The sequence below is a fragment of the Fibrobacter sp. UWH5 genome, assembly GCF_900142505.1.
Lineage (GTDB): Bacteria > Fibrobacterota > Fibrobacteria > Fibrobacterales > Fibrobacteraceae > Fibrobacter.
Genome location: NZ_FRBB01000001.1, coordinates 529,745 through 543,559 on the forward strand (window position 1 = coordinate 529,745; position 13,815 = coordinate 543,559).

A 13,815-nucleotide genomic window follows, 5' to 3' on the forward strand; every position below is an offset into this window, starting at 1 on the left:
TTCTGTAAATGTTGCCTCATGTTGTTTTTTGTTCGCTGAAAATGAACGTTTTGGACTGATGAACCGTGAAAATAAAAGGTTTGAATGCCTTTTGGGAACTGAAAAACCTTTCCTTGAATGCGGAATTATAAATGAAAGCAAAATGTAAGCGAATCTTTTTTTGAAAAACTCGTGTATAAGAGAGAACCTTTCAAAAAAGGAGTTTTATGGTTCCGTATAATGCGATTTCTGTAAAGGATTGTGCCTTGGTCTATCAGGTCCCTGTTGAAAATTCGTCGCTTCTTCCTCGCGAGAAAATTGAACGGCTTGGTCCCTCGGCTATGAGCAATGAGGAACTGCTTGCGCTGATTCTCGGTAGCGGCTGCCAGAATTGCGATGTTTTTGAATTGTCCAGGCATCTGGCAGATTTTCTTTCTTCTGAATCGACGATTCCTTCGCTTCAGCGTCTGCGTAAGATCAAGGGGCTGGGCCGTGTAAAGGCATCCCAGGTCCTTGCCTGCCTTGAATTGTCGGGGCGCTATATCCTCAGTGGTAACGTGAGCTCCGTTTCTTCGCCCGAAGATTTGCTGCCTAGGCTTTCCTATATGAAGTATGAGGAACAGGAACATCTTGTATTGGTGACGCTGAATTCCTCCAACGACGTCATCCGCGTTCATGAATTGACGACTGGGCTTGTGAATCAGACTCCGGTTCATCCTCGCGAAGCTTTTGCCCGTGCAATCGAAGACCGTGCCGTGTCTGTTATTTTCGCCCACAATCACCCTTCGGGTTCGACGTCTCCCAGTCAGGAAGATATTTCCATTACGCGGATTCTCTGTGCGTCGGGAAAAATTCTCCAGATTCCCGTTCTGGATCATATTATAGTGGGACGTAAGGGGTTTACCAGCATTTGTCGGCTCCACTCGGAACTGTTTGAACGGGGTATGGAAATGTAGAGTGCTTTTGTGATGTGATTTTCGCAACACCGAATTGTATGTAAATCTTTTTTCACAAAGGGGCTGCGCCCCCCCTTTTGTGTGTTTTTAATCGCATTTTGGCTAATGCTTTTATAAGTTTTTTTTGTCAAGAAACTATATTTTACTTAGTTAATTTCTGGGTGCCGTGTTTGGTGGCGCCCCACTCATAAGGAGATGCTATGAAAAAAGTAGCTATGGGTCTTGCCCTCGCTTTGGCGGCTTCTGCCTTTGCAGGTCATCCCCAGACAATCAATAAGGAAGGCTTTGTCGGTGTGAATAACACCCAGTCTGCCCAGTCTCTTGGACATTCCAAGCTGGTGTTTACCCTTTTGGGTGATGCCACATTTGGCAACAACATGTTCCCTGCAGGTGCAGACGGACTTCCTGTTGCTGATTTTACGGGTATCAACGCTAATGTGGGTTTTGCCATCGGTATCTGGCATTACTTTGACTTGGGCGTTACCCTGCCTGTGTACTATGACCAGTACAAGCGTGGCGAAAACGGCGACATGGAAAAGATGGGTTATGTCGGTAACCTGAAGGGTGACTTGAAGGCTCGCTTCCCTCTTCCCGAAGATCAGCCCATGGACGTGGCCGTCTATGCTGGTGTCGCTGCTGGTACTGCTGATGCCAAGAAGCAGGGCCTTTGGGTTCGCTATCCGGAATACGTAAACAAGAACACTGGTGTTGCCTATCCGTATGGTACCAAGAATACCACCCTGGACTTCGGCCTTGCCGTGACCATGGATCTTGAAAAGACTGACGCCTATCCGTTCCTGCTCCACTTGAATGGTGGCTACCGCTATACAACTAATAGCGAATATCTGTCTCTGCCTTACTTGAATGCTGCCGCAGAAATTTACTTCCTGGACTTCCTGTCCCTGTTCCTGGAATATCACTGGGATATCCAGTTGGATGGTATAACCACGAATGTTGGTGGTTGGCCTGTGGAAGATCAGAAATTTGACTCCAAGCAGTTGACCGGTGCCCTGGTGTTCCATCTGCCTGTTGGTCTGGATCTCCATATGGGTGCTTCTTACTATCTGGGTGGGGAAAAGGGTGTTGTCGTCTCTATCCCCAACAAGGATGGAAATGGCAACAAGGTTAACTACATGCCTACTCGCGTGAATCCGGAATACACCGTTTACGGTGGTTTGACCTGGAGCGGCTTCCTGCTTGCCCAGGACCGCGATGGCGATGGCGTCGTGGATGATGAAGATAAGTGCCCGGATGACTACGGTCATCGTCTGAACCAGGGTTGCCCGCTGGGTAATCCCGATGCTGACGAAGATGGCGTTTGCGATGCCTGGGTTGCCGAAAAGGGCTTCCTGGATGAATTCTCCGAAGTTTGCGAAGGCGTAGACCAGTGCCCCAACGAACCGGGTGAAGGCGAAGATGGTTGCCCGCTGGGTAATCCGGACCCGGATGAAGATGGTGTCTGCGATCCTTGGGTATCTCAGAGAAAGATGCAGAAGAAGTTCAAGGATGTTTGCGACGGCATCGATGAATGCCCGAACCAGGCCGGTTCTCCTGCATTCAATGGTTGCCCCACCAAGCAGCCGGACCCGGATAATGACGGTCTCTGCTCTCCGTGGGTAACTGACGAAGGCGTTCTGAACGAATTTGCTGACGTATGTAAGGGTTACGATATGTGCCCGGGCGAAGCTGGTACTAAGGCCAATAAGGGCTGCCCGTGGGATGATCCGGACTCCGATAACGACGGCCTTTGCGACGAATGGGTAACTCAGAAGAAGATGGGCTACTACTTCGAAAAGGCTGCTGAAGATGAAAACCTGAAGGCTGAATACTTCATTGAAAAGACCTGTAAGGGTATCGATAAGTGCCCCACCGAATTCGGTCCGGCAAACAACGAAGGTTGCCCGCTGGGTAATCCGGATACCGACCAGGATGGCTTCTGCGATCCTTGGGTAACTGAGAAGGGCTTGCTGGAACAGTACGAAGGTATCTGCCAGGGTATCGATAAGTGTCCCACTGAAGCAGGTGAAGCCTTTGCTCAGGGTTGCCCCATGGACAATCCGGATGCTGACGGTGACAGCCTCTGCGCACCGTGGGTAACTGAAAAGGGTATGCAGAAGGACTTTGCAAGCATCTGCCACGGCGTCGATAAGTGCCCGGTTGAAGCAGGTCCGGAATGGAATAAGGGCTGCCCGGCTGAAAATCCGGACCCCGACCAGGATAGCCTCTGCTCTCCGTGGGTGAAGAAGCAGGGTATGCTTGACCAGTTCAAGGATGTCTGCCATGGTATTGACCGCTGCGAAGATGAAGCAGGTCCGGAATGGAATAAGGGTTGCCCGATTGACGACGATCCGGACTCCGATAAGGATGGCATCTGCTCTCAGTGGGTTGCTGATAAGAAGCTCCTGGATCAGTTCAAGGATGTATGTACCGGTATCGACCGTTGCCCGGATATTGCCGGTGACGATGGCCACGGTTGCCCCAAGAAGGCTCCTGAAAAGCTGGACGGCGTAACCTTCAAGTCTGGTAAGGCTACCCTTGAATCCAACGCCAAGAAGATTCTGAAGTCCATTGCTAAGAAGCTTGTCGAAAATGACGAATATAAGGATCTGAAGATCGTTATCCAGGGTCATACCGACAACGTTGGTAAGGAAAAGACCAACACCAAGCTTTCTCAGCAGCGTGCTGAATCTGTGATGAAGGAACTGACCAAGGCTGGCGTGAAGAAGGATCGTATCAAGGCAATTGGTATGGGCCCGACTTGCCCGGTCGACGACAACAGCACTGCTGATGGCCGTGAAAACAACCGCCGTATCGAAATGGTCTTCGTAAGCCCGGACGATGACGGTATGAGCTGCCATAGCAACTACGTTCCGTAATCGAACAACGCGATATTAGCGAATGAAGCCCTCGGACAAAAAGTCCGGGGGCTTTTTTGTTATTTTTAATGTTATGACAAAGCTTGATGAAATTTTGACTGCTATTGAAGCTTCTAACCATGACCTGGTGGAAATGGATGCTGAACACCTTAACCATAAGATGGTGCAGAAGGCTCGCCTCGGCAAGAAGCCCGTTCCCCGCCATACGCAGGACTTGATTTTGAATGCCCTGAACCGCCTGCTGGTAGAAAAGGAAGTCGAAGGTGCGAAGCCCTACAAGCGACTGGAACTTTTCGGCAACGAACAAATGGCAGTGAATAGTGAACAGTGAATTGAGCTGTGAGCAATGAATTTTGAACAGTGAATTAAAGTAAGGCGCCCCCGGCGCGATTATAACAACTCATATCTCGTCTCTCGCCTCTCTTAACCTTTAACCTTTCCGCGTTACCCTCTATGCAGCAATATCTCGATCTTCTGAAAGACATTATGGAAAACGGCGTTGACCGCTCCGATCGCACTGGAACTGGAACCCGTTCCGTTTTTGGTCGTCAGTGCCGTTACGACTTGTCCAAGGGCTTTCCCTGTTTGACTACAAAGAAGCTCCACCTTCGTTCCATCATCCACGAACTGCTGTGGTTCTTGATGGGCGACACCAACATCAAATATCTTCACGATAACAAGGTGACCATCTGGGACGAATGGGCTGATGAAAATGGCGACCTGGGACCGGTATATGGTCATCAGTGGCGCAGCTGGCCCACACCTGAGGGCGGACACATCGATCAGATCAAGAACCTGGTGAACAGTCTGAAGAACAATCCCGACTCTCGCCGCCACTTGGTTTGTGCCTGGAACGTTTCCGAAGTGGATAAGATGGCCTTGCCCCCTTGCCACTGCCTCTTCCAGTTCTATGTGGGTGGCGTTGGCGCATCTGGCAAGCGCAAGCTTTCCTGTCAGCTGTATCAGCGTAGCGCAGACACCTTCCTGGGGGTTCCGTTCAATATTGCCAGCTATGCTCTGCTGACTTTGATGCTGGCTCAGGTTTGCGATTATGAACCGGGCGAATTCATCCACACCCTGGGTGACACTCATCTGTATTCCAACCATTTCGAACAGGTAAAGGAACAGCTTTCCCGCGAACCTCGCAAGCTGCCTACCATGAAGTTGAATCCCGAAATCAAGGACCTCTTCGACTTTAAGTTTGAGGATTTCGAACTGGTTGATTACGATCCGTGGCCCACCATTAAGGCTCCCATCGCTGTTTAATCAGTGGTCTGTGGTTAGTAAACAGTTGTCAGCAAATAGTTGACGCTACCTACAAATCACTAACCACTAATCACTAACCACTAACCACTATTTCCTATGTTGATTTCTGCTATTGTCGCTGTTTCCGAAAACAATGTGATTGGCCGTGATGGTCATTTGCCTTGGCATCTGTCTGCTGATTTGAAACGCTTTAAGGCGATTACAACAGGTCATTCCATCATACTGGGTCGCAAGAACTACGATGATATCGGGAGACCTCTGCCGAATCGTACGAATTATGTATTGACTCGAAATCCTGAGTTTGCTGCTCCTGGCTGTGTCGTTTGCGGCGATTTGGAGTCCGCTATTAAGGCTGCAGAGGCTGCAGGAGAGGAAGAATGCTTTATTATTGGGGGTGCGGCTATATATAATGTTGCCATGCCTCTTACAAAAAAGTTATATCTAACTAGAGTTCACGCAAATGTGGATGGAGATGTGTTTTTACCGGACTGGGGTGAGGGCTGGCGCAAGGTTAGCTCTGAAGATTTCCCGGCCGACGAAAAGAACGACTTCGCGACCACGTTCGAGGTGTGGGAACGCTAGTTTTATAGGTTTGTAGGATTAAATGTCGAAGAAGGTAAACAAGATTATCTCGTTCACGGTGACCATTGCGATGATCATCCTGACCTTTTTCTTCTTTAATGCTACAAAGGAAAGCGGAGTCTCTGACCTCGTCATGCCCCTGGACAATGACTGGACTCTTGTTGTAAATGGGGAAACTAAGCATGTCCCGAAAATCGCCGGACACATATTGCCCAAGACGGTGGATAAGGATGAAGTAGTTGTTTTGGAGCGCAAGCTCCCCAGCAATACGTTCCCTCGCTCGGTCATGCGCTTCAAGGTTTACCATAGTGTGGTGAAGGTCTTCGAAGATGAAGAACTGATCTATGCCTATGGCGATAAACTTTACGAGAGTAACCGTATTGTGGGAAGCGGTCTGCACTATGTGTATCTTGGTCCCAATTCTGCCGGCAAGCGTATTCGTATCTCCATTCAGGCTACCGAAGACGGAGCCTTCTCGAATTTCTCTCCCATCGATATCCTGCCATCTAGCTATGCCAATACGGACTTTTTTGCGTCACATGCGCTGGCCTTGTTCGTGGGTATCTTCCTGATTCTGTTCGGACTGCTATCGGTGGTTATCTGTGCTGTAGTCAGTTTTTTCAGTACCGGTTATTTCAGATTCCAGATGATCGGTTTGCTTTCCCTATCCCTGGGAACATGGACTCTCTGCTACACAAAATTGATTCAGGTCTTTTCGTTTAACTTTTCCTTTAACACCACCATTGAATATTTCAGCTTGTATATGTCCCCGATTCCGTTGGGATTCCTGCTGATGGATATGCGTCGTGGTCAGATTAAGACCTGGAGGTGGTGGGGCTTGGTAACGCTGGTTGCCTTTGGCGCCTGCTATGCCCTGGTTACTTCTATTCTGCATTTTACCAACGTTCTGCATTTCCCCCAGACCTTGTTGCCCTTCCATATTTATGTGGGTGTTGCTTTCCTGTATATGGCATTCAGTGGCGTGGTCTACAGCAAGAAGACGGACCTGTCTGGAAAGTTCCTGACATGGGGTGTTCTTTCCTTTGGTGTTGTGGCCTTTGCGGACTTGATCCGATACAACGTCTTTAAGTATTTGGCTATTGAATCTTTTCGCTGGGACGTGACCTGGATTCCCCTGGGAACCTTGAGCTTTGTGATGCTTTTGGTCTTGAGCTATTTGGTTTATTTGTATAAACTGGTGGCCGACAGGACCGAAAAGGAAGTGCTTGCCGCCATGGTGTATATCGACAGCCTGACCGGGCTTTATAACCGCGCCAAGTGCCAACAGATTTTTGATGTGCTTGATAGGTCCGACGGAGATTTCGCCATTGTCAGCATCGACATGAACGGCTTGAAGTATGTGAACGACAAGTATGGCCACAGCACGGGTGACCGTCTGATCAAGGTCTTTGCGAATATCTTGAGAGGCTCCTTTGAGGGTGTGGGTGCGACAATCCGTATGGGTGGTGATGAATTTGTTGCCATTGTCCGTGAAGAACATCTGGAAGATATCAATTTTGCAATCAACTCTATGAAGGATAAGATGCTTGTGGGAAAATCCGGTTTGCCAGTTCCTCTGGAAGCGGCTTACGGTGTGGCGTACCGCAGCGAATGCGGCCCCATGAGTGCAAGTGGGGTGTACTCCGCTGCCGATAAGAAAATGTATGCCATGAAGGTCGGCATGAAGTCGGATTTGATCCGTCGATAGATTTCTTATTTCAAGTTGGACTAAGGATTTGCCCAGATTGTTTAAGGCAAGTCCTTTTTTTTATATGACATGGTTTCCTTTTTTGGAAGGCCGTATATAGATTAGCATTATGCTTGAGTTTAACGTATTCTACAAACTCGTGGCTGCTATTGGTATCGGCTTGATTATTGGCTTGCAGCGCGAGCATACCTATTTCGATGCGACGGATCGTCATCCGGCGGGTGTTCGTACGTTTACTTTGGTAGGGCTTGGCGGTGCCATGGTGGCCATGTTGTGTGGCCTGATGGAAAGTGCTGCACCCTTTGTCGCAGGCTTTATTGTGATTGGTCTTTTGCTGGTGGCGTCCCATATAGCTTTTGGACTGAGCCATCACGTGGAATCGTCTGTAGGTTCTGAAGGGGGTGCTGCCCCTGCGGCGGGCATTACCACCAGCGTGGCTCTTGTAATTGTGTATTTGCTTGGGGCCTTGTGCTGGTACGGCAAACTGTTGGAATCTTGCGTCATTATGGTGGTGATGCTCTGGATTCTTACGGTTAAACAGCAGCTTCATGATTTTGCGAAAAAACTTTCCCGCGAAGATGTGCTAGCCACGGTAAAGTTTGCTGTGATTTCTGCGCTGGTGTTGCCCTTCCTTCCTAATCAGGCTTATGGGCCTGCGGGACTGCAAGTTCTGAACCCCCATACCATCTGGCTTTTTGTGGTGTTTATTTCTGGCATCGGTTTTGTAGGCTACGTGCTTATCAAGATTGTGGGCCCGGGTAAGGGAATCTGGCTGACCGGAGTTCTTGGGGGCATTGCCAGCAGTACGGCTCTCACTTTGAATTTGGCAGGCCGCAGTCGCGAAAACGAAGCGTATGCGTCTGACTTTACCTTGGGAATCGTTCTCAGCTGGTCGGTGATGTATGTGCGTCTGTATTTGATTTGCATTGCCTTGAGTGGAAGCCTTGCTGGCCCCTTGGCATTGCCGTTGCTGGTTCCTGTGGTGCCCAGCTTGGCTTATGCGCTGTTCCTGAAACTGCGTACCAGCCGTAAGCGCCAGGAACATTCCGCTGGATTTTCTAATCCCTTCAAACTTTTGCCGGCTATTAAGTTTGGCGTTGTATTTACCGCGGTGATGTTTGTGGCTAATGCCGCCCGAGTCTATCTGGGGGCCGGTGCTCTTTTGGCCTGCAGTTTCCTTGGCGGTGCCGCCGAGATGGATGCGGTGGCATTCTCCGTAATCGATATGCATTTGAAGTCTGGATTGCCTGTACGGGAACTGGTGCTGGCGTTCCTCTTTGCCAGTCTCGCCAACACGTTGACTAAGGGTGGCCTGGTATTCTTCCTTGGGGCCAAGAGCATGCGCAAGCCTATTGTGCCTGCGGTTGTGCTGATCTGTGTGACGACGGCTGCCTTGATTGCAGTTTATTTCTAGCGGCAGACTGATTTATAATTCATTTCTTTACACAATATGAAATTCTTGTCTGCATAAATATTTTTTATTTCTTCTCCTTTTTAAAAATATGGCCTGTTAGGCTTTTTTTATTTATCTTACTTGTCGTTAGGAATGCTTTTCGAGGATTTCATGGCTGAAAATAACGATATGATTTATGCTTTGACCATTGCCGGTTTTGACGGTAGCGCCGGTGCGGGTTTTATTTCTGACATTAAGACCATGGCTCATTTTGGGGTGTATGGCCAGGCTGTCTGCACGGCTCTGACCGAACAGAATGAAGATGAGTTTGTGGCGCCTGGTTGGGTTATCTGGGAACGAATCGAAGCCCAGTTGGAAACGCTCTTCCGAAAGCATACTTTTAAGTACGTGAAAATAGGTCTGGTAGAAAAGGCCAAGATTCTGAAACGTATTGTGGAGTTTGTTCGTGAAAAGTCGCCGGACGCCTTTATTGTGTGGGATCCCATTGCTAGCGCCAGCGCTGGATTCCATTTTATGCGTGATGCCGCAGAATTCTTGCCGGTCATGAAGATGATTGACTTGGTAACGCCTAATGCAGATGAATACAAGTTCCTCGGTCTGGAAGCGGCGCAGCAAAAAGGCGAAATCCAGATGGGGAAGGATTGCGCGGTGCTTTTGAAGGGCGGACATGCAGAAGGCGCTGATTCCGTAGATACCTTGATTATGGATGGTGCCGAATACAAGTTTGCAAGTCCCCGCTTGCCTGGCTGTGGAAAGCACGGCACCGGCTGTGTCTTGAGTTCTGCCATTCTTGCCAATGTGGCTCTAGGTAAGCCTCTGCCCGAGGCCTGCAAGATTGCAAAGGATTATATGAATCAATATCTGCAGAGCGGGGAAGGCAGACTGGGATTTGTACGTTAAATTATGCATCCAAATGAAAAAAGGCCGGCTTGAAAAAAGCTGGTCTTTTTGTATAAAGAAATACTCAAATTAGACGAGTGGACATTTTGTATAAATGAGATACGAAAAAAAATAATTTTATTTTGTCTGCAATATGATAATTAGTTTGCTATATATGATCACGGTGGTTGCGGAGTGAACCGGACAACCCATAAAATATAGCCCGACCCGTGCGGAGCGCGGGGAACGTCCAAAAGATTACTCCGCTGAACATCGCCCGCGCTCTCAGCGACGAAGGCGTGAAGATTCTCGGTACCAGCATCGATTCCATCGATATCGCTGAAGACCGCGACCTGTTCCGCAAGATGATGGACCAGCTGGAAATCCCCATGCCCGAAAGCGGCATGGCTACCAACATCGACGAAGCCCTGGCTTGCGTCAAGCAGATCGGTGGCTACCCTGTGATGATCCGCCCCAGCTTCGTGCTTGGTGGCCGCGGCATGGAAGTCATCTACGACGAAAACATGCTCCGCGAATACGTTGCCAAGGCTGTTGGCATTACCCCGGATCGCCCGCTCCTCATCGACCATTTCCTCCACAACGCTCTGGAATGCGAAGCCGACGCCCTCTCTGATGGCGAACACGTTTACATTCCGTCCGTGATGGAACACGTGGAACTTGCAGGTGTCCACTCCGGTGACTCCGCCTGCATTATCCCGCCGGAGACCATTACCGAGGCAAATAGCTTGCAAGCGAGTGTCGCAAAAATAAACTTGTTTATTTTTATGACCGAGCGCAGCAGCGGACGCCGTAGGCGTCCAACCTGAAGACCATCAAGGATTACACTCGCAAGATTCTAGAAACACCTCGGCTCGGCAACGCCCGTGCAAGCACAGTCGCTGCACTCGCCTTGCGGTGTTTTGCTGAATCCCTCCACGTTTCCAAAAACGTCTTCGGTTCGGTCATGCCAGCCCGCAAGCGGTCTGTCGCGACACTCACCTTGAGACGTTTTGCGGTCTCATGAACATGCAGTACGCTATTGAAGACGACAAGGTTTTCGTTCTCGAAGCCAACCCCCGCGCATCTCGTACCGTGCCTCTAGTTTCCAAGGTCTGTAACACTCAGATGGCCCGCCTTGCTACCCGCCTCATGATGGGTGAAAAGCTGGAAGATCTGAAGCTGAAGGACAAGAAGTTGTAGAAACCCAATGTGCCTCGGTCATGTGCAAGCAAGCTTGCCCGCGACACTCGGCTTAAGGGTTTTCAAGCACCACGGCGCCAAGGAAGCTGTGTTCCCGTTTGACAAGTTCCCCAAGGTTGACCCGGTTCTCGGCCCTGAAATGCGTTCCACCGGTGAAGTGCTGGGCCTCTCCGAAGACTTCGCCCTGGCTTACTACAAGAGCCAGGAAGCTGCAGGTTCTATCCTCCCGTCTTCCGGTGCCGTGCTGATTAGTTTGTCCGACAAGACCAACCTCTGCGACCAGGCCATCGAAGTGGGTCAGCGTTTACAGAAACACCTTCGCCTCGGCAATGTCCACGCAAGCGTGGCCGCTGCACTCGGCTTACGGTGTTTTCCAGGAACTGGGCTTCAAGATCTACGCAACCGAAGGCACTGCCAAGTTCTACGAAAAGGCTGGCGTCAAGTGCGAAGTGGTGAACAAGATCGCCGAAGGCCGCCCCAACGTTCTGGATGTCATCCTGAACAAGCAGGTGAACCTCATCATCAACACCCCGTGGGCTCGCCGCGGCGCTGTTGCCGATGACAAATGCACAAGGCGAATGCCGCGACAGAAAACTTGTTTTCTGGCATGGCTGAGCCAAGCATTTGGGCTATGCCCATGCGCCATCCGTAAGGCTGCCATCAATAGTACGCAAGGTGAGCGTCGCACAAAAATGCTTGCGCTTTGCAAGCTATTTTTGTATGACCGAACCGCAGTACGGACGCCAAAGGCGTCCAATACAAGACTCCTTACATCACCACTCTCGCCGCCGTTCTCGACACCGTCAAGGGCATTGCGGCCGCCAAGGCTGGCAAGGGCGAAGTGAAGAGCTTGCAGGAGTATCATGCTTCCATTGAGGAAGTGTAACGTAAACGTCATCCTGAGTGCGTAAGCGCGAAGGATCCAGACCTGCGAACCCAAACATTCAAAGGACTGCAGCGATGCAGTCCTTTTTGTCTTGATTTTATGTTGTATAGAGCTATATTTAAAACATGAAGAATTTGTTAATCTGTGTATCCTTTGTTGCATTGCTCTTTTTGGTAGCGTGTTCCTACGAAGAACGGGTGATAGACCGGTTTAATTCTGTTGAGTTTGTAACATTGGTTGATGATACCACTGGACTTCTTTTAGTGGAGTCTAATGAAAAAGTGGAATTCTATTCGTCATACATTTCGGGTATGGACGAAAGAACTGATGTTGTTGGCAGAAAATATGTTTATGTAGATATGCGAGAAGAAAAAATTTATAAGGAGGTTGATTATCCGCTTTCAACACCTATGAATTGGGTTGTTATCTCGGATTCTCTGCTTCTATTTTATTGGTATTATGAAAAAAATGGAAGGTCGGAATTAACTAAAGCCTCGGCGTGGAATTATCATTCTAATGTATTGGAAAATTGGTCTGTAGTTTCGCGAGAGACGCTTCCTACAAATGTCGTCAAAGGCGGTGCTTCAATAAGGAGTGATAATTATTATGTACGTAAGGGGTATGCGAATTGGGGAAATGGTCAAATATCCATGGCTGAATACGTAAATTATGAGTGCAGTGATGTGATGCAAGACGAAAGAGGACTCTATTGTTTGCAGATAAAGGATTGTTATATGATGGTTCTTGATAGTGAGGGGGATATTGTTGACTCTTTGCATGTTGGTGATGAACATTATGTGTTTTTTAAAGGCCGATATATCTATAATGGAAAAATATGGGGCTTGTATGATGGGGAGAATGTATCCTTACACTATTTGTATGATATTGAACATTCTGATTCCGGTAATCTAAAAATCACGGATGGAGTTGGCAATAGTTTTATATACGAATCGGACAAATTGTAAATTTCATGTAAATTTGCAAGAATATAGGGGAAAGCCTTCCCCTGGTTCGCACACGCTTGCGCTTATAGCTCATCACCCCTTCGAGCGGGTGCTCAGACGCCGCACCCGCAACGCCCGGCTTATTGCTATTCAATGTTTTTTTAAAGCATCTTGATATTTTTTTGTTCTTATAACTATCTTTATAATAAGATGAAAAAGATGGTATATTGTTTGTTAATGATCTCTATGCTGTTATTTAGTGCATGTTCTAGAGATGATAAGGTTGTTGATTCTAGAGTACGTGTTTCGCTTGTTGCTGTGTATAGTGACTCATTAGCTTTGTTGAATGTGGATTATGAGAACTTGGTGGAATCCTATTCATCATATCTTCAGGGATATGATACTGAATGGAATTTGGTTGAGTCAAAGTTTTTCTTAGTAAATATGTATAGAGAAGAAGTTCTAAGAGAACTTGTAGCTCCGTCAACACCTTGTGGAGCATGTGTGTTTCAATTAGATAAAACAAATTTGATTTTTTATGATTATAAATTTCCTCCATTTAAAGTGAACAAAGCGTTAAAATGGAATTTTGACAAAAATGTTGTTGAAGATTTGGAAATATCTGATGAAAAAGTTTCTATTGATTCGATAGATAGTAAAATGCAAATAAATACGTTTTATTCCAATGAGGAAGGTTCCGTCTCGGCGGTTAGAAGATTTTATTTCTATCTAGATGATAAAGAGAAATTATTGAAAGAAGTGGAAATGTCGAGTATGATGTGGAAAGGGAGATGTTTAGATTTCTATTACAGGGATTCTTCTTTTATATGTCTTGCCATAGATTCGGATACCTTAAAATTATTGAATGAAAAACAAGAAATTCTTGATTCAATATGGGTGAAGCAAATGTCAGAAATCCGATTCTGGGGACCTAAATTGCAGATAGATGATAGAGTTTATCGGCTTTTGGAAAATGGTGGAATAGATAGGAAAAATTGGCTTGAGATACAATTTGGCCGACAAGGTGAATCGTTTCCGATAATTTTCTCGAATGATAGCGTATCAGTCTTCTATGGTGAAAACAACTTGTAGATTTTGTGTAAATTTGTAGAAAAAACTCTTTAC

General features: G+C 47.8%; 11 protein-coding genes and 1 pseudogene. All 12 read left to right on the plus strand.

Annotated features, from left to right (window positions below; translation table 11 throughout):
- Window positions 1-206: 206 nt before the first annotated feature.
- Window positions 207-935: a RadC family protein gene (gene radC / locus BUB38_RS02285; protein ID WP_083539601.1), complete on the plus strand. Its 729-nt coding sequence runs from the start codon at window positions 207-209 to the stop codon at window positions 933-935.
- A gap of 200 nt (window positions 936-1,135) precedes the next feature.
- Window positions 1,136-3,811, plus strand: coding sequence for an OmpA family protein (locus BUB38_RS02290; protein ID WP_083541835.1), 2,676 nt, complete (start codon window positions 1,136-1,138; stop codon window positions 3,809-3,811).
- A gap of 73 nt (window positions 3,812-3,884) precedes the next feature.
- On the plus strand, window positions 3,885-4,142 hold the full coding sequence (locus tag BUB38_RS02295) for a hypothetical protein (RefSeq protein WP_073156782.1): 258 nt from the start codon (window positions 3,885-3,887) through the stop codon (window positions 4,140-4,142).
- Between the two features lie 122 nt (window positions 4,143-4,264).
- Complete coding sequence (locus tag BUB38_RS02300; RefSeq protein ID WP_073156421.1) at window positions 4,265-5,077, plus strand: thymidylate synthase; 813 nt, start codon at window positions 4,265-4,267, stop codon at window positions 5,075-5,077.
- 96 nt (window positions 5,078-5,173) lie between these two features.
- Window positions 5,174-5,659, plus strand: a complete 486-nt coding sequence (locus BUB38_RS02305) for a dihydrofolate reductase (RefSeq protein WP_073156424.1) — start codon at window positions 5,174-5,176, stop codon at window positions 5,657-5,659.
- 22 nt (window positions 5,660-5,681) lie between these two features.
- Window positions 5,682-7,367, plus strand: a complete 1,686-nt coding sequence (locus tag BUB38_RS02310; RefSeq protein WP_073156427.1) for a GGDEF domain-containing protein — start codon at window positions 5,682-5,684, stop codon at window positions 7,365-7,367.
- 109 nt (window positions 7,368-7,476) lie between these two features.
- The gene (locus BUB38_RS02315; RefSeq protein ID WP_073156430.1) at window positions 7,477-8,781 is read left to right on the plus strand and encodes an MgtC/SapB family protein; all 1,305 of its coding nucleotides are present in this window, start codon (window positions 7,477-7,479) and stop codon (window positions 8,779-8,781) included.
- A gap of 150 nt (window positions 8,782-8,931) precedes the next feature.
- Entirely contained in the window at window positions 8,932-9,681 is a 750-nt protein-coding gene (locus BUB38_RS02320; protein WP_254793639.1) for a hydroxymethylpyrimidine/phosphomethylpyrimidine kinase, read from the plus strand.
- A 239-nt stretch (window positions 9,682-9,920) separates the two neighbouring features.
- A pseudogene (locus BUB38_RS16930) lies at window positions 9,921-10,821 on the plus strand (hypothetical protein); the annotation flags it as partial.
- Window positions 10,822-11,189: 368 nt separating this feature from the next.
- Window positions 11,190-11,705, plus strand: a complete 516-nt coding sequence (locus BUB38_RS16700) for a hypothetical protein (protein ID WP_073156437.1) — start codon at window positions 11,190-11,192, stop codon at window positions 11,703-11,705.
- 166 nt (window positions 11,706-11,871) lie between these two features.
- A complete protein-coding gene (locus BUB38_RS02340; RefSeq protein ID WP_073156440.1) occupies window positions 11,872-12,711 on the plus strand; it encodes a hypothetical protein in 840 nt (279 codons plus the stop codon).
- A gap of 189 nt (window positions 12,712-12,900) precedes the next feature.
- Window positions 12,901-13,782 (plus strand): hypothetical protein, encoded by an 882-nt coding sequence (locus BUB38_RS02345; RefSeq protein ID WP_139258161.1) that lies wholly within the window; start codon window positions 12,901-12,903, stop codon window positions 13,780-13,782.
- The last annotated feature ends 33 nt before the right edge of the window (window positions 13,783-13,815 follow it).

Bases quoted from the DNA above. Each gene is read 5' to 3' on its own strand.
- BUB38_RS02295 (WP_073156782.1), top strand. From the start codon at position 3,885: ATGACAAAGCTTGATGAAATTTTGACTGCTATTGAAGCTTCTAACCAT.
- BUB38_RS02340 (WP_073156440.1), top strand. From the start codon at position 11,872: ATGAAGAATTTGTTAATCTGTGTATCCTTTGTTGCATTGCTCTTTTTG.
- BUB38_RS02290 (WP_083541835.1), top strand. From the start codon at position 1,136: ATGAAAAAAGTAGCTATGGGTCTTGCCCTCGCTTTGGCGGCTTCTGCC.
- BUB38_RS02310 (WP_073156427.1), top strand. From the start codon at position 5,682: ATGTCGAAGAAGGTAAACAAGATTATCTCGTTCACGGTGACCATTGCG.
- BUB38_RS16700 (WP_073156437.1), top strand. From the start codon at position 11,190: ATGTCCACGCAAGCGTGGCCGCTGCACTCGGCTTACGGTGTTTTCCAG.
- BUB38_RS02305 (WP_073156424.1), top strand. From the start codon at position 5,174: ATGTTGATTTCTGCTATTGTCGCTGTTTCCGAAAACAATGTGATTGGC.
- BUB38_RS02345 (WP_139258161.1), top strand. From the start codon at position 12,901: ATGAAAAAGATGGTATATTGTTTGTTAATGATCTCTATGCTGTTATTT.
- BUB38_RS02320 (WP_254793639.1), top strand. From the start codon at position 8,932: ATGGCTGAAAATAACGATATGATTTATGCTTTGACCATTGCCGGTTTT.
- BUB38_RS02300 (WP_073156421.1), top strand. From the start codon at position 4,265: ATGCAGCAATATCTCGATCTTCTGAAAGACATTATGGAAAACGGCGTT.
- radC (WP_083539601.1), top strand. From the start codon at position 207: ATGGTTCCGTATAATGCGATTTCTGTAAAGGATTGTGCCTTGGTCTAT.
- BUB38_RS02315 (WP_073156430.1), top strand. From the start codon at position 7,477: ATGCTTGAGTTTAACGTATTCTACAAACTCGTGGCTGCTATTGGTATC.